The sequence below is a fragment of the Rhizobium sp. P43 genome, from assembly GCF_056730705.1.
In genome coordinates, this window is record NZ_CM161539.1 from 734,806 (window position 1) to 754,215 (window position 19,410).

Below are 19,410 nucleotides of genomic sequence, written 5' to 3' on the forward strand. Positions count from 1 at the left end.
TCGCTCAAAGACGGCGCACACCGAGCACCCGTGCGGGATCATAGGCCTTGATCGAGACGGCATCGTCCTGGTTGCCGCCGAGCAGCAGCCACTGGTCTCCGTCATAGCCGACGAAGAAGCCGACGTGGCCCTTCCAGCTGTCCGGAGACTGCCGCCACAGGACGACAACGTCACCCCGTCGCGGCGCTCCCTGAACAGGCCTGCCCCAGGTGAGCCAGGAGCGGGCATTGGCGCGACCGGAGCCCCTCTGTCCTACCTCTGAAAAGCAGAAATTGACGAAGTAGGAACACCACGCCACTTCATCGTCGTCATGCCCGATCGCTGCGCCGTCCAGCCGCCGGTAGTAGAGCGCTATGCGCGGGTTTGTGCCGGGGCCATCCAGATTGGCCACCTGCATTTCGTATTCCCGATAGGCGATGTCGATCGCCTGTTGGCCAACAACTGGCAGGTCTCCCGCTTCACCGGTCACGGCCACGAGATAATCCAGCGAAACATAGCCATTGGGACGACCGTCACCTTCCAGATCCACCTGGATCCAGTTTCCGCTGCGCTGCAGCCCGTAAAGTCGGGTTTCTGGTGCCAGCGGGCGGATGATCGGGAAATCGAGGGAGGCGCCTCCGCGCAGATTGAGGCTGCCATGGCTCGAGACCTGAAAGAGCGCCCGACTGCCATCGGTGTCTTCCGGCTGCCGCCTGGTCACGACGGTCGATGGCAACGGCAGCGTGAACTGGCCGAAATCCGGGTTTCCCGGCCGGGTGATGTTGCTGTCGCAGTCGAGCCCGTCAATCTTGAGCGAGACCGCATCCTGGTAGAGATCCCAGGGGCCGTTTTCGAGATAGTCCTTGCTGCCGGACCAGCCAAGCGCCCTTGGTAGCCAGACGAGGTTAATATGGCCTGCCTCTTTGAGTTTGCTGCTGACCTTGCCTGAGCCGTAGACCCCCAGCCGATAGCCGGTCGAACCTGTGCCAACTTTTTCCGCGAAGATCCGGAAATATCTTTCGATCGTGCTGAGGTCGTCGGCACTGCTGAAGTCATGGTTCACAGAAACATAGATTGCGCTGCCCTTGGGCTGATCGATGGCGCGCGCACATTCGAGGGCGGCCTCGGCGTCCTTCAATGCGAAGCTCTCGCTGAAATCCGTGATCAGGCGATGGTTCTGCTGGAACACCACCGCAATCGACATGCCGGCTTCGACGATCGCCTCGGCTTCAGGCCTGGTGAGACGTTTGTCGGGAAAGGTCTGGCTGTTTTGTCGGTTGTAGTAGCGGATGATGCAGCGGATGCCGAGCGCAGCCAGCTGGTGCGCCCGTGCTTGGACGCTGTAGGGCGTGTCGATGATGGTCCTGGTCATGAAAGTATCCCCCGCGAATTCATTTCGCGGGGGAAGAGTATCCTTCAGCAAATACAAGTCTAGAGAGCGTGTTTTACGATGGCGCTTACCTGGGATTGCGTTGGATTGCAGCCATCCGGGGTGGTTCAGAACGGGCTCTCGGCAATGATCGTCTTGTCGATATCGGCGAGCTGGCGCTTGCCGCAGAGTGCCATGGTCACGTCCATCTCCTTGGCGATGATCTCCAGCGCCTTGGTCACGCCCTGTTTGCCCATGGCGCCGAGGCCATAGAGGAAGGGGCGGCCGATATAGGTGCCCTTGGCGCCGAGCGCCACGGCCTTCAGCACGTCCTGGCCGGAGCGGATGCCGCCATCCATGTGGATCTCGATCTTGTGGCCGACGGCATCGACGATTTTCGGCAGCATGGATATCGAGGAATGCGCGCCGTCGAGCTGGCGTCCGCCGTGGTTTGAGACGACGATGGCATCAGCCCCGGTTTTCGCCGCCATCCGGGCATCTTCGACGTCGAGGATGCCCTTGATGATCAGCTTGCCACCCCATTGCTTCCTGATCCACTCGACATCCTTCCAGGACAATTTCGGATCGAACTGCTCCGCCGTCCAGGAATGCAGCGAGGAAAGATCGGTGACGTTCTTGGCGTGGCCGTGGATGTTGCGGAAGGTGCGGCGGTTGGTCTGCAGCATGTTCCAGCACCAGCGCGGGCGGATCGCCATCTGGTAGAGATGTTTCGGCGTCAGCTTCGGCGGGGCGGCGAGGCTGTTGCGGATATCCTTGTGGCGCTGGCCGAGCAGCTGGAGGTCGGCGGTCAAGACGAGGGCCGAGCACTTGGCGGCCTTGGCGCGCTCGATCAGGTTCACGACGAAATCGCGGTCGCGCATGACATAGAGCTGGAACCAGAAGGGGCGGGTGGTGACCGAGGCGACATCCTCGATCGAGCAGATGCTCATGGTCGAGAGCGTGAAAGGCACGCCGAACTCTTCCGCAGCCTTGGCTGCGAGCATCTCGCCATCGGCATGCTGCATGCCGGTGAGGCCGGTCGGCGCCAGCGCCACGGGCATCTTCACCTTCTCGCCGACCATGGTCGTTTCGAGTGTGCGGCCGCTCATGTCGACGAGCACGCGCTGGCGCAGCTTGATCCTGGCAAAATCGCTCTCGTTCGCCCGGTAGGTGCTCTCGGTATAGGAGCCGCTATCGGCATAATCGAAGAAGAGTTTGGGCACGCGCTTGCGTGCCAGCGTCTTCAGATCGGAAATTTCAAGGATCGGCCCCATGTGGTCTCTCTCTCCGCCAATGTCTTTGTTTCGGCATAACATGCCATTCGGTCGACTGTGAACAGGAGACAGGAAAAGAGGTAAGATAATTTTACCTCTTGGATCCTTCAGAAGTGTTCTCCCGAGCGGAACGGGCCGACGCGCATGCCGGCGGCAATCAGATAGGCGGTGGACCAGCCGATCAGCAGGAAGCCGTTGACACCTTCGAGCGCGGCAAACATGCGCCATTCGGGATGGGGCACGACGTCGCCATAACCGACGGTCGAGAAGGTGATGGTCGAGAAGTAGAGGGCGGTCTCGAAATCATCGACCACGCCGATCACGCTATAGGCGGCGGCCCAGAGCCAGACCTCGGCCGTCAACACGGCAAAGACGCCGATGACCACCGTGTTCATGGCGAGCAGCCGGCTGCGATGGCCATGCAGGCGAATGTGGTCGGTGACAAAGCTCATAACATGGGTCACGCCCATCAGGCCGAAGGTGTGGATGACCACCGTCAGCGAGATCATCAGTGTGCCGAGGGCGAGGTTGGTGGCCAGCATGATGCATCCTCCTCCGGATGACTGTCGTTCAGCGAAGGTCCTTGCGGATCATGAATTTCAGGCCCGACCAGACATCGGTGACGGCGCAGACTTTCACGTCGACCAGGCCAGTCGGCAGGAAGACGGTGCGGAGCACGTCCTCGGTGATCGTGGTAGGCACTTTCGAGGCCTTTTTCGGCCAGGAGATCCACAGCATGCCTGACGGTTTCAGCATGGATTTCAGGCGTGACGCGTGGTCTTCGAGGCAGGCGCGTTCCGTCTCGAAGACATGGATATCGTCCTGCTCCCTGCCATCAGCCTCGGTGATGTTTCCGACGCAGCGCGCCAGGGGCAGATCGTCGACAAGATGGGTGAGATCGTCGGGCAGATTCACGAAGAGGGCGGCAAGCTCCGGCTTCAATCCGAGCTTTTTCGGAAGGGGGGTGCCGGAATAGCCACTGTCACTCATCATGGCCCAAATCTTTCCCGAGGTTTGCAGCGTCGGCACCGTTCAGTGTCGCATAGGGGGCGACGCGACGTGGAGCATCATCGGGTTCGGGCCGGCGTGTCAATGCTCGCTTTGTCATCCGCTTTTTGCAGAGCGGCCATAGGCTCATGACGCGAAAAAGAGAGGGGCGTTATGTTGAGGCTAGCACGGAATTGCGTTCTGCTCGTCGTTTTGCTCGTCTTGGGCCTTGCCGTGGCTGGAAGATCGTCAAATGCGGTCATTCTCGACAACGACCCGGTGCCGACATGCCCTCCGGGCGAAGTCTTCGACAGCGGCGCGGGGCAGTGCGCCACGGATATGACGCGATTAAATGATGCCGATCTGATGGCGAATGCCAAACGCAGGATTGACGAGGAGCGCTTCGAGGAGGCGCGGGCGCTGCTCGATGCCGTCAGGCAGAAGAACTCTGCGCGCTACTTCAACTATCGCGGCTTCGTCACCCGCAAGCTCGGCGATCCCGAGGGTTCGTTGGTTTTCTATCGGCGCGCACTGGTCCTCGATCCCTATTATGCCGAGGCGAGGGAGTATCTTGGCGAGGCCTATCTGATGCTCGGGCGGATCGCGGAGGCCGAGGAAGAACTCGCGCAGATCGCGCGCATCTGCGGTGTCCAATGCGAGCCCTATCAGGAACTGAGCGAAGCCCTGGCAGAGGCGAAGGGCCGATAAGGGCCTGTCGCCAGTGCCGGATGCGCTTCAGTTTGCAGGCTTCGAGGCCTTGCCGGCGACATAGGTCTCCACCACGGAACGATCGTCGCCCAGCGTCTGCAGCAGGAAGAGTTCTTCCGAAAGCGAGGTCACCGTTTCCATGCGCAGCCGCATGGCCGGGGTGGCGGCGGCATTCAGCACGACGATATCGGCATCGGTGCCTTCGTCCAGCGTGCCGATCCGGTCCGCAAGATCGAGCGCGACCGCATTGCCCAGTGTCATGTGGTAGAAACTTTCGAGCGGGTTCATCCGCTCGCCGAGCAGCTGCTGGATCTTGTAGGCCTCGTCCATGGTCTTGAGCATCGAATAGCTGGAGCCGCCGCCGATATCGGTGGCGACCGCGACGGTCACGGGCTTTTCGCGACGCTTGATCGCTTTCAGCGGGAAGAGGCCGGAGCCGAGGAAGAGGTTGGAGGTCGGGCAATGCACCGCGACCGCACCACTCTCCGCCATGGCATCCGCCTCTCGATCCGACAGGTGGATCGCATGGCCGAAGAGCGCCTTTTTCCTGAGCAGGCCGTAGCGGGCATAAATATCGGTATAATCAGTGGCGTCCGGATAGAGCTCGCAGGTGTAGCGGATCTCGTCGTGGTTCTCCGACAGATGCGTCTGGATATGCAGGTCGGGGAATTCTTCCGCCAGCTTCTGCGTCATCGCCATCTGCTCGGGCGTCGATGTGATGGCAAAGCGCGGGGTGATGGCGACGTGGTTGCGGCCCTTGCCATGCCATTGCTCGATGACCGCGCGGGTCTCGTCATAACCCAGTTGCGGCGTATCGAGCAGGCCTTGCGGCGCATTGCGGTCCATCATCACCTTGCCGCCGATCATCAGCGTGCCGCGCTTCAGGCTCTCGGCAAAGAAGGCATCGGCGGAGGCCTTGTGCACCGAGCAATAGGCAACCGCCGTTGTCGTGCCCTGGCGCAGGAATTCGTCGAAGAACTGCGTGGCGATGCGCTCTGCATGCGCGCTTTCGACGAAGCGGCATTCCTCGGGGAAGGTGTAGGTGTTCAGCCATTCCAAGAGATTGGCGGCATAGGAGGCGATCACCTGCATCTGCGGGAAATGTACATGGCAGTCGATCAGGCCCGGCAGGATCAGATGCGGGCGGTGGTCGATCTCGGTTGTATCAGCACCGGCCTTGGGCTTCACGTCGGCATAGGCGCCGACAGCGGCAATCTTGCCGTCGCGGACCAGCAGCGCGCCGTCTTCCTCGTAGAGATAGCTTTCGCGGTCGCCGGCATGCTCGGGTGCCCGGCGAAAGGAGAGGAGGCGGCCGCGGATCAGTGTTTCAGTCATTCTGTCTTGCCTTGAACCGTCGTCTCGTACCAGGCGACGAGCAGTTTGCGCTCTTCGGGCGAGAGATCGGTGATGTTTCCAGGCGGCATGGCATGGCTGCGGCCGGCCTGGAGATAGATTTCACGGGCATGGGCGGCGATCTCGCCGTCCGTTTCCAGCTTCACGTTCTTCGGTGCCCGCGCAATGCCTTCCCAGACGGGCTCGGCTGCGTGGCACATCGAACAGCGGCCCTGTACGACATCGCGCACCGCTTCGAAATGGCCGTTCTGGACAAAGGTCTGTTCACGGGTCGAAAGGCTCACCTGTTCCTCCTCCCCGGTCAGCACCTTCGGCACGGTCGAGAGCCACATGATGACGATGAAGAGGAGCACCGTGACCAGCCAGGTCCAGGTCGGCTTGCCCTTGCGGGCATGCGTGGTGTTGAACCAGTGGCGGATGGTAACGCCCATCAGGAAGACCAGGGCTGCGATGATCCAGTTGAACTCCGTGGCGAAGGCCAGCGGGTAGTGGTTCGACAGCATGAAGAAGATGACGGGCAGCGTCAGATAATTGTTGTGCAGCGAGCGCTGCTTGGCAATCACGCCGTATTTCGGATCGGGCGTGCGGCCCGCGATCAGGTCGGCAACGACGGTCTTCTGGTTCGGAATGATGATGAAGAAGACATTGGCCGACATGATGGTGGCGGTAAACGCGCCCAGATGCAGGAAGGCGGCGCGACCGGTGAACACTTGCGTATAGCCCCAGGCCATGGCGATCAGCACGACATAAAGGATGGCCATCAGGCCCCAGGTGTTGCGGCCGAGCGGCGACTTGCAAAGGAGGTCATACAGGATCCAGCCGACGGCGAGCGACGCCAGCGACAGGCCAATCGCCTGCCAGGGCTCGATGTCGAGCACAGTGCGATCGATCAGGAAGAGATCGGCGCCGCCGTAATAGACCACGGCCAGAAGGGCGAACCCTGAGAGCCAGGTGGCATAGCTCTCCCATTTGAACCAGGTCAGATGCTCCGGCATTGAGGCGGGCGCGACCAGATATTTCTGGATGTGATAGAAGCCACCGCCATGCACCTGCCATTCCTCGCCATAGGCGCCGACGGGCAGACCGGGGCGCTTTACCAGGCCGAGATCCAGCGCGATGAAATAGAAGGACGAGCCGATCCAGGCGATCGCCGTGATCACATGCAGCCAGCGGACGGCAAAATTCAGCCATTCCCAGGCGATTGCGTATTCATACATTCGGAGTTCCCCTTTCGTCCTCCCGGCCTGCCAGTGTGGAAAATATTGCGCTGCAAGGGAAGCCCTTCCGGCCGCGCGGAGGGCTCTGACGCGCGATTTATGCAGAGATTCTTTTCGTCGGGAGAAGCCCGTGAAATCAGGGCGCTTTTTCGGCTTCGAGCGCCGCCACAAGCCATGCTTCGAAAGCCTTGATTTTGTGCTGGTGGCGGCGGGAGTGTGGATAGACCAGCCAATAGGTATTGTTGTCGGTCAAGCTGGTTTCGAAAGGGCGGATCAGACGCCCTGACAACAGGTCATCTTGAACATAGAACGGACTGAGCATGGCGACACCATGGCCGGCAATGGCGGCTCCTGCTTCGAGATCTAGGACGCCAAGAGCATCTAGCCTTCTTGCTGATTTGGGCGGTGTCTCAAGCCCGGCCAGCAGGAACCAGTCGCGCCAACGTGTATCGTCATCGCTGATCCATGGCAGTTTCGAAAGATCTGCGGGTGCATGGATGCCGCCAATGCTATCAGCAAGTTTCGGGCTGAGCATGGGGGTATAGTCCAGTCGGATCAACTCGCGACAAACGAGGCCGGGCCAAGGACCCTGACCGACGCGAATGGCCACATCGGCAGGCTCACGATTGAAATCGGTCAATCCCGATCCTCGCAACAGCCTGACAGCGATGTTGGGATACTCCAGTTGAAAACTCCCGAGCGTCCTTGCAAGCCATTGCGAGGCGAAGGTCGGTGAGGAGTGGATTTCGAGAACCTCGTGATCCCTGCGAGTGGCGTTCAGCATGGCCTCCTGGAGCAGCCCGAAGCCTTCCGCCACCTTCGGATGCAGCCGCTCCCCGGTCTCCGTCAGACCGATCTGGCGCGGGCGGCGCCAGAACAGCGGCTCGCCTATATGCTCCTCAAGCAGCTTGATCTGATAGCTGACGGCTGTCTGGGTCATGCCGAGCTCTTCGCCGGCGCGGGTGAAACTCATGAGCCGCCCGACCGCCTCAAAGACGCGAAGGGCATTCAACGGCAGTTGGCGCGACAGTTTCATGGATCAGTTCTCTTTATCCATGCGAAGCGTAATTGAATTGGATCGCGCCGGCAACCTCAGGCATGGTCGCAGCATCGAACAAGAACGAAATCACGTAGCGTGGAGGCTCAGATGGTATCCGCGATCGGACGACTTATGCCCAGTTTCGAGGGCATTCTGCAGCGGCTTCGCAAGGCCGTACCACCGGGACAAGGTGTCCGCCGGCTTGATGTCGACGACCTTCCGGATGACCTTCGCCGGGACGTCGGGCTGGAGATGGTGGAGGATGTTTGGCATGCGAGGGAGTGGTCCGAGCGGCGGCTGCTTGACCGAAGCCTTGGCGGTCCGCTCTAGAAAAGTCCAATGATTATAGATGTTTCGTAGAGTCCACTGCGAGATCGATTCACGCTTCTCAGGCAGGAAATCAATCGGGCCACGTCCCGGCCTGCCAGTCGCGTGCCGTGTGAATGACGCGCAGGACCACAAGGGTTTCAGCGGCCTTCTGCATCCTGATCGTATATGCCATGACATAAGGAAGTCCGGCGACGGACTTCTCCCACGTACCTAACACGCGCCCTGGTCGGCCGGATGGAGTTTGAGCCAGTCGCTCCGCACAGAGACGGAGCTTCCTCGCAATTTGTCGCGCGGCTTTTGGATTGTCTTTCGAGATAAAGGCAATTTGGGATTTCAAGTCATCCAGGGCTTGGCGCGACCACTGGATGCGAAGGCTCACAGGCGGGCTGCCTCTGCAGCCTCGATCACGGCATCGAGTTCGGACATGGCGTCCTCATGATCGACAAGATCGCCCTTTTCGAGATCGACCAGTCCCTGGCGTATTGCTGCAATTGTCCTGAATTCGCGTTCCACATAGAGGGTGAGTGCCGTGTTGGCGACTTCGCCACGACTGCGTTGCGTCGCTTCGGCAAGCTCAGCAAGCTTGGCTTCTATGTCCTGGTTCAGTTCGATCGTCAGACTGGATCGTGCGGCCATGATGTCCTCATCCTTGCCGTCAGAGCATAGCAGTTTTTCTCTTCGGTGGCCACTCAGTCTGCTTTCAGCAGCACGTCCACCAGTTCCGCCGCGACGAGAGCGGCAATCACCGCCGGGCGCTTGTCCTTCACCGATCCGCCGCCGATGGGTAGAGTCAGTCGCTCCAGGGAGGCGCGACCCAGGCCTTCGCGGTCCAGGAACGAGGCGAAGGTGGCGCGCTTGGTCTTCGAGCCGATCATGCCGACATAGGCGAGGTCGGTGCGGGAGAGCGCTTCTTTTCCGATCAGGAAATCCAATGCATGATCATGGGTGAGGATGACGGCTGCCGCGCCCGGCTTCAGCTTTGCCACCTCCGCCTCGGGCATGGCGACCCGGCGGAAGGTGATGCCATCAGGCACGTCGCCGTCGATTGCGGGACGCGAGTCGATCAGCGTGACATTCAGCGGCAGAGGGCTCAGGGCCTGGGCGAGCGCCAGCCCGACATGGCCGGCGCCGAAGACCATGACTTCGGGAAAAGCCGCGCGTTCATCGGCCAAGCGCTGCAGGAGACTGGTCCTGGTCGTGTCATCGAGCCTCGTGAACTGCAACAGCGTGCGCCCGCCGCAGCACTGGCCGATCTCAGGCCCGAGCGGCACATCGAGCGTGGGCTCCAGCGTCTCCCCCGACATGAGCCTGCGCGCATGGCCGATCGCCATGAATTCCAGATGCCCGCCGCCGATCGTGCCCCAGAGGGTGGTCGCAGATACCAGCATCATCGTGCCGGTGTCCCGCGGGGTGGAGCCCCTGGTCTCTGCGACTTCGACGAGGACGGCATTCGGGTGGGCTTTGAGGAAGGCGGGGAGGGTGGTCATGCTGCAGCTTGCTCCGCCTCGTTTAGGCGTGGGTTACCCCCCTCTGCCCTGCCGGGCATCTCCCCCTCAAGGGGGGAGATCGCATTGGGGATGCATCTCTCACTCCTAAGGCTTCCCTGTGAGGAACCGCCGTAAAGTCTGGCAGGGCTTGGATGAAAGTCTCCAAAGGGCAGGGCGGTTGCCGGCAATCTCCCCCCTTGAGGGGGAGATGTCACGGAGTGACAGAGGGGGGTAAATGCGAATGCACTACTCAAAGCGTCGCACTCCAATCACTCGCAGGATGTGGGTGCAGACATCGTCGAGATGCTCAAGCACATCCTCGTTCGTAAAGCGCAGGACGGTCCATCCCAGATGGGCGAGCGTCTGATCTCGAACTTGATCGCGCTCGATCCTCTGATCGAATGTGTGGCTCGGGCCATCGATTTCGACCACCAGTTTGTGCTCGGGGCAGGCGAAATCGACGATGTAGCCGGCGATCGGCACCTGTCGTCGAAAGCCCAATCCCATCAAACGATGGGCTCTCACCGTATTCCAGAAGCGCAATTCAGCCGCCGTCAGCGCCTTGCGCATCCGCCGTGCGTTCCTGCGATGGCTTTCCGGAACGGCGTGGTGCGTCGTGGCTCCATCCATCACGCCCGCTTCAACCTCTCCACCGCCATCAGCACCCGCTCCGGTGTCGCAGGCGCATCAAGCCTTGGGCAAACACGGTAATCCGCGACCGAAGCCACCGCCATCGACAGCGCCTCCAGCACCGAGTTGGCCAGCATGAAGGGTGGTTCGCCGACGGCCTTGGAGCGGCCGATGGTGGGCTCGGTGTTTTCAGACGAGGGCACAAGCCGCGTGTTGAAGATCTTTGGCCGGTCGGAGGCGAGCGGGATCTTGTAGGTGGAGGGGGCGTGGGTGCGCAGGCGTCCCTTGCCGTCCCACCAGAGCTCTTCCGTCGTCAGCCAGCCCATGCCCTGGACGAAGCCGCCTTCGATCTGGCCGATGTCGATGGCCGGGTTCAGTGACTTGCCGACATCGTGGAGAATATCGGTGCGCTCCATCAGATATTCGCCCGTCAGCGTGTCGATCGAGACTTCCGAGCAGGCGGCCCCATAGGCGTAGTAATAGAAGGGCGTGCCGCGACCGGCGGCGCGGTCCCAGTGGATTTTGGGCGTCTTGTAGAAGCCTGCCGCCGAAAGTTGCACGCGGCCGAAATAGGCCTGTTTGACGAAATCGCCGAAGGCGAAGATCTTGTCCCCGACGCGCAGCCGGTTGGGCAGGAATTCGATTTCCGAGGCCGGGACGGCATATTTCTCCGCAGCAAAGGCGATCAGCCGTTCCTTGATCTGGCGGGCGGCATCCCATGCTGCCATGCCGTTCAGGTCCGAGCCGGAGGAGGCGGCGGTGGCCGAGGTGTTCGGCACCTTGGCGGTCGTGGTCGCCGTGATCTTCACCGTGTCGACATCGACCTGGAAACAGTCGGCGACGACCTGGGCGACCTTGGTATAGAGGCCCTGGCCCATTTCGGTGCCGCCATGGTTCAGATGGATGGAGCCGTCCTGATAGATATGAACGAGCGCCCCCGCCTGGTTGAAGGCGGTCATGGTGAAGGAGATGCCGAACTTCACCGGTGTGAGCGCGATGCCCTTCTTGATCACCGGGCTGGTCCGGTTGAACTCCAGGATCTTCTGACGGCGCGCCTGGTAGTCGCAGGAGGTTTCGAGTTCCTCGACGACCTTCAGGATGATGTTGTCTTCCACCTGCTGGTGGTAGGGGGTCACGTCGCGGCCCGAGCCCTTCTCGCCGTAGAAATTGGCCTTGCGGATCTCCAGCGGATCCTTGCCCAGCGCATAGGCGATTTCCTCGATCACCCGCTCTGCTCCGAGCATGCCCTGCGGGCCGCCGAAACCGCGATAGGCGGTGTTGGAGACGGTGTGGGTCTTCAAGGGCTGCGAGGTCAGCTTCACATGCGGATAGAAATAGCTGGAATCGGCATGGAAGAGGGCGCGGTCGGTGACCGGGCCTGACAGATCGGAGGAGTAGCCGCAGCGGGCGGCGAAATTGGCCTCGATCGCGTGGATCTTTCCGTCATTGTCGAAAGCGACGTCGAAATCCATCTTGAAGTCATGGCGCTTGCCGGTGACGCCCATGTCCTCGTCGCGGTCGGGGCGGAATTTGACGGCGCGCTTCAGCTTCTTGGCGGCCAGCGCTGCCAGTGCTGCAAACTGGTTGCCCTGCGTTTCCTTGCCGCCGAAGCCGCCGCCCATGCGCCGCGTGTTGACGGTGATGGCGTTGGAGGGAATGTCGAGCACATGGCCGACGATATGCTGGATTTCGGAGGGGTGCTGGGTGGAGGACCAGACGGTGACGTCATCGTCTTCGCCGGGAATGGCGAGCGCGATATGGCTTTCGAGATAAAAATGCTCCTGGCCGCCGATGCGCATCGCGCTTTTGATACGGTGGGCCGCCTTGTCGAGTTCGGTTTCCGGCGTACCGCGCTTAAGCGTCATGCCTGATGTGACGAGCGGTGCGCCATTCTCCAGCGCGCCGTCGATATCGGTCCAGAAGGGCAGGTCGCGATACTCGACCTTGGCGAGCCGGGCCGCCTTGCGGGCAGCGTCGCGGGTTTCGGCGATGACGGCGAAGATGGTCTGGCCGTGGAATTCGATCTTGTCGGTCGCGATCAGCGGCTCGTCATGGCGACCGCCGGAGGAGACGTCGTTGACGCCGGTGATGTCGGCGGCGGTCAGGACATCGACCACGCCGGGATAGGTCTTCACCGCCGAAAGATCGATCGACAGGATTTCGGCGTGGGCGCGATCCGCCATGCCGAGCGCGCCGTGCAAAAGGCCTGCGGGTTCGGGAATATCGTCGATATATTCGGCACTTCCGGCTACATGCTTGTGCGCTGAATCATGCCTAAGCGACTGGTGCATCGGCCCCTTGATGTATTTCGTCGTCTCGTAGGTCGCCTTATCCATCAAGGCCTCCGTCTTGTGCTGCGGCGCGCGCATTACCCCCCTCTGTCCTGCCGGACATCTCCCCCACAAGGGGGGAGAGTGGCGCGGGGATGCCGCTCGGCCATACCCTCCCCTTGAGGGGGAGGGTCGGAGCGGAGCTTCCGGGGTGGGGTGATGTGTCTTACATTTCCATCAATCGATGCGGCAGAACTCGCCGCCCCGGTCACCCCCACCCGCCGCTTCGCGGCGACCTCCCCCCTCAAGGGGGAGGTGGAGAGGGAGGCGCCAGGGCGTGCCGAGTGGATACCCCCCTCTGTCCTGCCGGACATCTCCCCCTCAAGGGGGGAGAGTGGCGCGGGGATGCGGCGCGGCCTGACCCTCCCCTTGAGGGGGAGGGTCGGAGCGGAGCTCCGGGGTGGGGTGATGTGTCTTACATTTCCATCAATCGATGCGGCAGAACTCGTGGCCCGGGTCACCCCCACCCGCCGCTTTGCGGCGACCTCCCCCCTCAAGGGGGAGGTGGGCAGACGGTCAGTGGCCACTCTCCCCCCTTGTGGGGGAGATGTCGGCGGAGCCGACAGAGGGGGGTAACCCCAAAGCAAAGCCGTCCCCATCATGCCTCCTCCACCGCAAAGCGCTGCAGTTCCTGCGGCGTGCCCGAGACCTCCAGGAAGAACCGGGTCAGCAGGTTTTTCGCCGTCAGCTGACGGTATTCCGCCGTGGCGCGCCAGTCGGTGAGCGGCTGGAAATCGTGGTCAAAGGCGTCGCGGGCGGCTTCAACGGTGCCTTGGGCGAGGGGCTTGCCGTAGAGCGCTGCCTCCACGGACCGCGCCCGTTTCGGTGTGCCCGCCATGCCGCCGAAGGCGATGCGGATATGGGTGACCACGCCGCTTGCGTCATGCTCCAGGTGGAAGGCGCCGCAGAGCGCCGAGATGTCCTCGTCACGGCGCTTGGAGATCTTGTAGACGGCGACATGGCTATCCGCCTTCGGGCGGGGCACAAACAGGCTTTCGACGAATTCGCCCGGCTGGCGGTCCTGCTTGCCGTAGTCGATGAAGAAGTCCTCAAGCGGCATGCTGCGGGTGCCCTTGGCGGAGCGCAGGGTGACGGTGGCGGACAATGCGATGAGCGCCGGGGGGCTGTCGCCGATCGGCGAGCCGTTGGCGACATTGCCGCCGATCGTGCCCATGTTGCGCACCTGCTGGCCGCCGATGCGCTCGATCAGGCGACCGAAGGCGGGGATTTCACGGCGCAGGACGTCGAGGGCGTTGGTGTAGCTGACACCGGCGCCGAGCGTGATGCCTTCTGATGTAACCGAGATCTGCTGCAGCTCTTGCAGATGGTTGATGAAGACGACAGGGTCGAGCACCCGCATCTGTTTGGTGACCCAGAGCCCGACATCGGTCGCGCCTGCTACGACAGTCGCCCTGGGGTGGGCGGCGAGTGTTTCGGCCAGGCCCTCGACGCTGCCGGGCACCACGAGGCGGCGGCCATCCGGGCCTGTGATGGCGATCGTCTCACGGGTCGCAAGCTCTTCGAGGCGGGCGATGATATTGGCGCGCTCGCGTTCCAGCGGGTCGAAGAGGGCGGACGGCCTGACATGGCCGACCTGTTCGGCGGCCTTGACGATCGGCTCATAGCCCGTGCAGCGACAGAGATTGCCCTGAAGCGCGCGCTCGATCTCGGCTCTATCAGGGTTTTCCGAGGTCAGCCACAACCCGTAAAGCGACATGACGAAGCCGGGGGTGCAGAAACCGCATTGCGAGCCATGACAGTCGACCATGGCCTGCTGCACCGGATGCAGCGTGCCGTCCTTGGCGGCCAAGTGCTCGACGGTCACGACATGGGTGGCGTGCAGCGAGCCGACGAAACGGATGCAGGCATTGACCGTTTCATAGTGCAGCCGACCGCCGACGAGCCTGCCGACCAGCACCGTGCAGGCACCGCAATCGCCTTCCGCGCAGCCTTCCTTGGAGCCCGTCAGCCGGCGCTTCAGGCGCAGGAAATCGAGCAGCGTCTCGGTCGGATCGAGGCTTGCAAGGGCGATGTCCTCGCCATTCAGGATGAAACGAATGCTGGTCATGAACTGCCTTTTTCTGCGGGGCGCGTCACTGCGCGGTCCAGCCGCCATCAATCGAAATGGAGGTGCCGGTGATCTGCCTGGCCGCGTCGCTGGCGAGGAAGATGGCGGTGGCCGCGACCTCCTCGATGGCAACGAATTCCTTCGTCGCCTGCAGGCGCAGCATCACGTCCGTCTTCACCTGTTCCTCGGAAATGCCACGGGCCTTTGCCGTATCGGGGATCTGCTTTTCAACGAGCGGTGTCAGCACATAGCCCGGGCAGATGGCGTTGATTGTGATGCCGAATTCTGCCAGTTCCAGGGCGACCGACTTGGTGAGCCCCATGATCCCGTGCTTGGCCGCGACATAGGCCGACTTGTAAGGCGAGGCCACCAGCGCATGCGCTGAGGCGACATTGATGATGCGGCCCTTCTTCCTCGCCTTCATGCCGGGCACGGCAGCGCGAATCGTGTGGAAGGAGCTCGTCAGGTTGATCGCGATGATCTGGTCCCATTTGTCGATCGGGAAATCCTCGACCGGCGAGACATGCTGGATGCCGGCATTGTTGACGAGCACGTCGACATCGCCAAAAGTCTTTTCCGCTGTGGCGATCAGGTCGGCGATTTCGGTCGGCTTGGTCATGTCCGCGCCGTGATAGATCGCCTTGCCGCCATGGGCCTCTAGCGCCTTGCGGTTGGCTTCGATCTCGTCAGCCGGCCCGAAGCCGTTGATGACGAGGTTCGCACCCTCGGCGGCAAAGGCTTTCGCGATGCCGAGCCCGATCCCGCTGGTCGATCCGGTGACGACGACGGTTCTTGCCATGCCATTCTCCCATGCTGGGGCGCTCTGTTGCGCCGCAATAGTCTGTTGGAGGTTATGCCCAAAGACCGAGCACTGGCAATCGCGATTTTGGCGCAAGACTGCTTCGCCCAAAGGCATGAATTCGCAAGCCGCATTTGCTCCGTTCGCCAGTTCGAAACAGTCCGTCACCCCGGCGCGGTTTGCGCCTGTGGTGGCAAACCTCTATCTCTGGCGCAACGATACAGCGAGAAAGACCCATGGAACTCGGACTTTACACCTTTGCCGATGTCGATCCCAATGCCGCCAACAAGGGCGCGGAAGCCAAGCGGCGCGTTGACGAGCTTCTGGCCGAGATCAAGCTCGCCGATGAGGTCGGTCTCGATGTCTTCGGCCTCGGCGAACATCACCGCCCTGACTATATGGCCTCTTCGCCCGCCACGATCCTCGCGGCTGCTGCCGTGCAGACGAAGAACATCCGGTTGACCAGCGCCGTTTCGGTTCTCTCCTCCGACGATCCGGTGCGGGTCTTCCAGCAATATGCAACGGTTGACCTCCTCTCCGGCGGGCGCACCGAACTGATGGTCGGGCGTGGCTCCTTCATCGAGAGCTTCCCGCTCTTTGGTTATGATCTCGAAGACTATGACCTGCTGTTTGCCGAAAAGCTGCAGCTGCTCATGGAAATCCGCGAAAACGAGGTGGTCACCTGGGAAGGCCAGACCCGCAAACCTATCCAGAGCAGGGGTGTCTATCCGCGTCCGCTGCAGGATCTGCTGCCGCTGTGGATCGCGATCGGCGGCACGCCGCAGTCAGCGGCGCGTGCCGGTTATCTCGGCCTGCCGCTGGGTCTCGCCATCATCGGCGGCGAGCCGCATCGTTTTGCGCCCTTCTTCGATCTCTACCGCCAGAGTGCCGCCAAGGCCGGTGTCGATCCGAAGCAATTGAAGACGAGCGTCAACGTGCATGGCTTCATCCATGACACGGTGCAGTCGGCTGCCGACATTTTCTACGAGCCGCAGGCCGTCGTGATGAACCGGATCGGCCGCGAGCGCGGCTGGGGCCCCACCAACCGGGCGCAGTTCGATGCCTCGCGCGGGCCGCGCGGCGCGCTTTTCGTTGGCGACCCGGAAACGGTCGCCGAAAAGATCGTCGCCATGCATGGCATCTTCAAGAACGACCGCTTCCTGTTGCAGATGGCGATCGGTCCCATGCCGCACAAGGAAATCATGCGTGGCATCGAACTCTTCGGAACAAAAGTCGCGCCGCTGGTTCGGAAAGCGTTGACGGAGAAGGCGTCCGCCGCCTAAGGCAGCGCCTGTCCCCGCAAATTGCCACTGAAGGACCGCCATGATCGTCGAAACCGAAGAGGACCTTACGCGTCTGAAAGACATCGGGCGCATCTGCGCGACGGCGGTGAAGACGATGGCGGCAGCGCTCGAACCCGGCATCACGACGCGGGAGCTGGATCTGATCGGGCGCAAGGTTCTTGAGGAAAACGGCGCGCAGTCGGCGCCGGAGCTCTGCTATAAGTTTCCCGGCGCGACCTGCATCTCGGTCAATGAAGAGATTGCCCATGGCATTCCGGGCGACCGGGTGATCAAGGCCGGCGATCTCGTCAATATCGATGTGTCTGCCGAAAAGCTCGGCTATTTCGGCGATACCGGCTCGTCCTTCATCGTGCCCCCGGGCACGGCCAAGCTGGAACGGCTGCTGCGTGACGGCAAGCGGGCGCTATGGGTCGGGCTGAACCAGGTCAAGACCGGCCGGCCGCTCGCCGATATCGGCAATTCCATCGGCGCCTTTGCCAAGAAGAACCGCTATACGCTGATCACCAATCTCGCCAGCCACGGCGTCGGCCGCTCGCTGCATGAGGAACCAACAGAGCTTTCCACCTGGCCGGATCCGGACGAGACGCGGATGATGGAGGAGGGGCTGGTCTTCACCGTCGAGCCGTTCCTGTCGCTCGGCGGGCAATGGGCCGAGGACGGCGACAAGGATGCCTGGACGCTCTACAGCGAGCCGCGCGCACCGACCGTGCAGTTCGAGCACACGATCGTGGTGACGAAGAACGGGCCGCTGGTGCTGACGCTGGCGGATTAGAGTCGTCCGCCAGCGCTTGTCCTTATTGGCCGGTGAAGCCTACAGCCACGCCCTTTTTCTTGAAATACGACTGCATCATCTTGCGGCCCTGGCGGTTCGGCTGGGCGAGCTTGGCGTTGTCGAAAATGGCTTCCTTCACGCCGTCGCGCGCCATCGCCGCCTTCAGCGCCGCAATATGGGTGTCGATCTCTTCGTTGTTGTTGTTGATCGATGCGTAGATGTTGTCGATGGCCTGCTGCAGGCTGAGATCGCTCATGGGACACTCCTGAAAGTCTGTTGACCCTCCTCTAGCGATTATTGGCGGGGAGGCAAGCGGAGCTTGAGGCAACGCCTTTGGCAGCAAACCTTACAAACCCGTCATTTTCGCGGGGGTAATTCTGCCACAATTTGGCGGTGCCATTGCTGCTCGGGACCTTCTGCCCTAGGTTCCCTTCGACTTTCCAGGACTTCTCCCACACGAAGGCTGACCGCGTGTTTCATTCTTTCTTTCCCCAGCCCAAACTGTTCTTCACGTCGGCTGCGCTCTGGACGCTCGTCTGTATCCTCGTCTGGTACACCGTCGGCCCGCAGATGGGCGCCGCCATCGGTCTGCCGCCGCTGGCCGAGGGGCAGCAACCGCCTGTCGGGCTTGCGTTCTTCTTCACGCCCGACAATCTCTGGTTCTACCTCTACTTCACCATCTTCGTGCTGATCTTCGGTGGTGTCTGGCAAGTGCTGGCCAAGGATCATCCCTGGACCAACTGGTCGATCTGGGGCTCTGCCTTCATCATCTTCATCGCCTATTTCAGCGTGCAGATCTCGGTTGCAGTCAACAACTGGCGCGGTCCCTTCTTCGATCTCTTCCAGAAGGCGCTGAACGGCGATGGCACGGTGACGGCCGGCCAGCTCTACGAGTTGCAGCTGCGCTTCCTGGAAATCGGTATGGTCGGCGTGACGCTGTCCGTCCTGACCGCCTTCTTCACCAACCATTACGTCTTCCGCTGGCGTAACGCGATGAACGACTTCTATCTGTCGAAGTGGGACAAGCTGCGCCATATCGAAGGTGCCTCGCAGCGTGTGCAGGAAGACACGATGCGATTCGCCAATATTCTCGAAGGTCTGGGCGTGGCGCTGATCAACTCGGTCATGACGCTGGTCGTCTTCCTGCCGATCCTCTTCCGAATGTCGGAGAATGTCACCGAACTGCCGATCATCGGGGCGGTGCCGCACGCCTTGTTCTGGCTGGCGATCTTCTGGTCGCTGTTCGGTACGGTGCTGTTGATGGTGGCCGGTATCAAGCTGCCGGGCCTGCAGTTCCGCAACCAACGCGTCGAAGCCGCGTTCCGCAAGGAACTGGTCTATGGCGAAGACAATGCCGAGCGCGCCGAGCCGGTGACCGTCAAGGAGCTGTTCTCCAATGTCCGGCGCAACTATTTCCGCATGTACTGGCACTACACCTATTTCAACGTCGCACGCTTCACCTATGGCCAGCTCGACGCGATCTTCCTGACCTTCATCCTCATCCCGACGATCGTCGCCGGCAAGATCACCATGGGTGTCTGGCAGCAGATCGCCACCGCCTTCGGTCAGGTGACGGACAGCTTCCAGTATCTCGTCAGCTACTGGTCGACGATCATCGAACTCTTGTCGATCCACAAGCGTCTTGCCGCCTTCGAGGCCGCCATCGACGGTGCGCCGCTGCCGGAGATCGACCAGCGCTATCTCGAGCGCGAGGCTGCCGAAGGTGAACTTGCGGCGGATCGGCCCTACTGAGGACGCGACGGC

The 19,410-nt window shown here is 61.7% G+C and carries 20 protein-coding genes; 5 read left to right on the forward strand and 15 right to left on the reverse strand.

Annotated elements, in window-relative coordinates; translation table 11 throughout:
* Window positions 1–4: 4 nt before the first annotated feature.
* From AC1PUL_RS03495 to AC1PUL_RS03510, 4 genes are all read right to left on the reverse strand, one after another.
* Window positions 5–1,351 carry a TIGR02594 family protein gene (locus tag AC1PUL_RS03495; RefSeq protein WP_480466646.1) on the reverse strand — a complete coding sequence of 449 codons (1,347 nt, stop codon included), beginning with the start codon at window positions 1,349–1,351 and terminating at the stop codon, window positions 5–7.
* 125 nt (window positions 1,352–1,476) lie between these two features.
* A complete protein-coding gene (locus AC1PUL_RS03500; RefSeq protein WP_298467146.1) occupies window positions 1,477–2,622 on the reverse strand; it encodes an alpha-hydroxy acid oxidase in 1,146 nt (381 codons plus the stop codon).
* 107 nt (window positions 2,623–2,729) lie between these two features.
* Window positions 2,730–3,164, reverse strand: a complete 435-nt coding sequence (locus AC1PUL_RS03505; protein ID WP_480466647.1) for a potassium channel family protein — start codon at window positions 3,162–3,164, stop codon at window positions 2,730–2,732.
* A 28-nt stretch (window positions 3,165–3,192) separates the two neighbouring features.
* Window positions 3,193–3,612 carry a hypothetical protein gene (locus tag AC1PUL_RS03510; RefSeq protein WP_480468475.1) on the reverse strand — a complete coding sequence of 140 codons (420 nt, stop codon included), beginning with the start codon at window positions 3,610–3,612 and terminating at the stop codon, window positions 3,193–3,195.
* A gap of 171 nt (window positions 3,613–3,783) precedes the next feature.
* Between AC1PUL_RS03510 and AC1PUL_RS03515 the strand changes: the two genes are divergently transcribed.
* Entirely contained in the window at window positions 3,784–4,317 is a 534-nt protein-coding gene (locus AC1PUL_RS03515; protein WP_480466648.1) for a tetratricopeptide repeat protein, read from the forward strand.
* A gap of 27 nt (window positions 4,318–4,344) precedes the next feature.
* Here AC1PUL_RS03515 and guaD read toward each other — a convergent pair whose 3' ends face one another.
* The 3 genes from guaD to AC1PUL_RS03530 all read right to left on the reverse strand — a co-directional run bounded on the left by guaD (window position 4,345) and on the right by AC1PUL_RS03530 (window position 7,923).
* A complete protein-coding gene (gene guaD, locus AC1PUL_RS03520) occupies window positions 4,345–5,652 on the reverse strand; it encodes a guanine deaminase (RefSeq protein WP_480466649.1) in 1,308 nt (435 codons plus the stop codon).
* Window positions 5,649–6,887 carry a urate hydroxylase PuuD gene (puuD, locus tag AC1PUL_RS03525; protein WP_480466650.1) on the reverse strand — a complete coding sequence of 413 codons (1,239 nt, stop codon included), beginning with the start codon at window positions 6,885–6,887 and terminating at the stop codon, window positions 5,649–5,651. Before puuD ends, guaD begins: the two co-directional genes overlap by 4 nt.
* A 136-nt stretch (window positions 6,888–7,023) precedes the next feature.
* A complete protein-coding gene (locus tag AC1PUL_RS03530) occupies window positions 7,024–7,923 on the reverse strand; it encodes a LysR substrate-binding domain-containing protein (protein WP_480466651.1) in 900 nt (299 codons plus the stop codon).
* Between the two features lie 111 nt (window positions 7,924–8,034).
* Between AC1PUL_RS03530 and AC1PUL_RS03535 the strand changes: the two genes are divergently transcribed.
* Window positions 8,035–8,256, forward strand: a complete 222-nt coding sequence (locus AC1PUL_RS03535; protein ID WP_480466652.1) for a hypothetical protein — start codon at window positions 8,035–8,037, stop codon at window positions 8,254–8,256.
* 70 nt (window positions 8,257–8,326) lie between these two features.
* Here AC1PUL_RS03535 and AC1PUL_RS03540 read toward each other — a convergent pair whose 3' ends face one another.
* From AC1PUL_RS03540 to AC1PUL_RS03570, 7 genes are all read right to left on the reverse strand, one after another.
* Entirely contained in the window at window positions 8,327–8,635 is a 309-nt protein-coding gene (locus AC1PUL_RS03540) for a type II toxin-antitoxin system RelE/ParE family toxin (RefSeq protein ID WP_480466653.1), read from the reverse strand.
* The gene (locus AC1PUL_RS03545; protein WP_480466654.1) at window positions 8,632–8,892 is read right to left on the reverse strand and encodes a CopG family ribbon-helix-helix protein; all 261 of its coding nucleotides are present in this window, start codon (window positions 8,890–8,892) and stop codon (window positions 8,632–8,634) included. Before AC1PUL_RS03545 ends, AC1PUL_RS03540 begins: the two co-directional genes overlap by 4 nt.
* 53 nt (window positions 8,893–8,945) lie before the next feature.
* On the reverse strand, window positions 8,946–9,743 hold the full coding sequence (xdhC, locus tag AC1PUL_RS03550; RefSeq protein ID WP_480466655.1) for a xanthine dehydrogenase accessory protein XdhC: 798 nt from the start codon (window positions 9,741–9,743) through the stop codon (window positions 8,946–8,948).
* Between the two features lie 246 nt (window positions 9,744–9,989).
* Window positions 9,990–10,373, reverse strand: a complete 384-nt coding sequence (locus tag AC1PUL_RS03555; protein ID WP_480466656.1) for an endonuclease domain-containing protein — start codon at window positions 10,371–10,373, stop codon at window positions 9,990–9,992.
* On the reverse strand, window positions 10,373–12,709 hold the full coding sequence (gene xdhB / locus AC1PUL_RS03560; RefSeq protein ID WP_480466657.1) for a xanthine dehydrogenase molybdopterin binding subunit: 2,337 nt from the start codon (window positions 12,707–12,709) through the stop codon (window positions 10,373–10,375). The genes AC1PUL_RS03555 and xdhB overlap by 1 nt, the downstream gene beginning before the upstream one ends.
* A 592-nt stretch (window positions 12,710–13,301) precedes the next feature.
* Window positions 13,302–14,771 carry a xanthine dehydrogenase small subunit gene (xdhA, locus tag AC1PUL_RS03565; RefSeq protein ID WP_480466658.1) on the reverse strand — a complete coding sequence of 490 codons (1,470 nt, stop codon included), beginning with the start codon at window positions 14,769–14,771 and terminating at the stop codon, window positions 13,302–13,304.
* A 25-nt stretch (window positions 14,772–14,796) separates the two neighbouring features.
* Window positions 14,797–15,570 carry a 3-hydroxybutyrate dehydrogenase gene (locus AC1PUL_RS03570; RefSeq protein WP_480466659.1) on the reverse strand — a complete coding sequence of 258 codons (774 nt, stop codon included), beginning with the start codon at window positions 15,568–15,570 and terminating at the stop codon, window positions 14,797–14,799.
* Between the two features lie 236 nt (window positions 15,571–15,806).
* Between AC1PUL_RS03570 and AC1PUL_RS03575 the strand changes: the two genes are divergently transcribed.
* Both AC1PUL_RS03575 and map read left to right on the forward strand, forming a co-directional pair.
* Window positions 15,807–16,853: an LLM class flavin-dependent oxidoreductase gene (locus AC1PUL_RS03575; RefSeq protein ID WP_480466660.1), complete on the forward strand. Its 1,047-nt coding sequence runs from the start codon at window positions 15,807–15,809 to the stop codon at window positions 16,851–16,853.
* A 40-nt stretch (window positions 16,854–16,893) separates the two neighbouring features.
* A complete protein-coding gene (gene map / locus AC1PUL_RS03580) occupies window positions 16,894–17,646 on the forward strand; it encodes a type I methionyl aminopeptidase (protein WP_480466661.1) in 753 nt (250 codons plus the stop codon).
* Window positions 17,647–17,668: 22 nt separating this feature from the next.
* Here map and AC1PUL_RS03585 read toward each other — a convergent pair whose 3' ends face one another.
* Complete coding sequence (locus AC1PUL_RS03585) at window positions 17,669–17,902, reverse strand: hypothetical protein (RefSeq protein ID WP_480466662.1); 234 nt, start codon at window positions 17,900–17,902, stop codon at window positions 17,669–17,671.
* Between the two features lie 215 nt (window positions 17,903–18,117).
* On the opposite strand from AC1PUL_RS03585, the gene sbmA reads away from it, so the two are divergent.
* Window positions 18,118–19,398, forward strand: a complete 1,281-nt coding sequence (gene sbmA, locus AC1PUL_RS03590; protein ID WP_480466663.1) for a peptide antibiotic transporter SbmA — start codon at window positions 18,118–18,120, stop codon at window positions 19,396–19,398.
* Window positions 19,399–19,410: the final 12 nt, after the last annotated feature.

What these genes read in the sequence shown, in the direction of transcription:
- AC1PUL_RS03495 (WP_480466646.1), bottom strand. Translation starts at nt 1,351, where the DNA reads ATGACCAGGACCATCATCGACACGCCCTACAGCGTCCAAGCACGGGCG.
- AC1PUL_RS03500 (WP_298467146.1), bottom strand. Translation starts at nt 2,622, where the DNA reads ATGGGGCCGATCCTTGAAATTTCCGATCTGAAGACGCTGGCACGCAAG.
- AC1PUL_RS03505 (WP_480466647.1), bottom strand. Translation starts at nt 3,164, where the DNA reads ATGCTGGCCACCAACCTCGCCCTCGGCACACTGATGATCTCGCTGACG.
- AC1PUL_RS03510 (WP_480468475.1), bottom strand. Translation starts at nt 3,612, where the DNA reads ATGAGTGACAGTGGCTATTCCGGCACCCCCCTTCCGAAAAAGCTCGGA.
- AC1PUL_RS03515 (WP_480466648.1), top strand. Translation starts at nt 3,784, where the DNA reads ATGTTGAGGCTAGCACGGAATTGCGTTCTGCTCGTCGTTTTGCTCGTC.
- guaD (WP_480466649.1), bottom strand. Translation starts at nt 5,652, where the DNA reads ATGACTGAAACACTGATCCGCGGCCGCCTCCTCTCCTTTCGCCGGGCA.
- puuD (WP_480466650.1), bottom strand. Translation starts at nt 6,887, where the DNA reads ATGTATGAATACGCAATCGCCTGGGAATGGCTGAATTTTGCCGTCCGC.
- AC1PUL_RS03530 (WP_480466651.1), bottom strand. Translation starts at nt 7,923, where the DNA reads ATGAAACTGTCGCGCCAACTGCCGTTGAATGCCCTTCGCGTCTTTGAG.
- AC1PUL_RS03535 (WP_480466652.1), top strand. Translation starts at nt 8,035, where the DNA reads ATGGTATCCGCGATCGGACGACTTATGCCCAGTTTCGAGGGCATTCTG.
- AC1PUL_RS03545 (WP_480466654.1), bottom strand. Translation starts at nt 8,892, where the DNA reads ATGGCCGCACGATCCAGTCTGACGATCGAACTGAACCAGGACATAGAA.
- xdhC (WP_480466655.1), bottom strand. Translation starts at nt 9,743, where the DNA reads ATGACCACCCTCCCCGCCTTCCTCAAAGCCCACCCGAATGCCGTCCTC.
- AC1PUL_RS03555 (WP_480466656.1), bottom strand. Translation starts at nt 10,373, where the DNA reads ATGGATGGAGCCACGACGCACCACGCCGTTCCGGAAAGCCATCGCAGG.
- xdhB (WP_480466657.1), bottom strand. Translation starts at nt 12,709, where the DNA reads ATGGATAAGGCGACCTACGAGACGACGAAATACATCAAGGGGCCGATG.
- xdhA (WP_480466658.1), bottom strand. Translation starts at nt 14,771, where the DNA reads ATGACCAGCATTCGTTTCATCCTGAATGGCGAGGACATCGCCCTTGCA.
- AC1PUL_RS03570 (WP_480466659.1), bottom strand. Translation starts at nt 15,570, where the DNA reads ATGGCAAGAACCGTCGTCGTCACCGGATCGACCAGCGGGATCGGGCTC.
- AC1PUL_RS03575 (WP_480466660.1), top strand. Translation starts at nt 15,807, where the DNA reads ATGGAACTCGGACTTTACACCTTTGCCGATGTCGATCCCAATGCCGCC.
- map (WP_480466661.1), top strand. Translation starts at nt 16,894, where the DNA reads ATGATCGTCGAAACCGAAGAGGACCTTACGCGTCTGAAAGACATCGGG.
- AC1PUL_RS03585 (WP_480466662.1), bottom strand. Translation starts at nt 17,902, where the DNA reads ATGAGCGATCTCAGCCTGCAGCAGGCCATCGACAACATCTACGCATCG.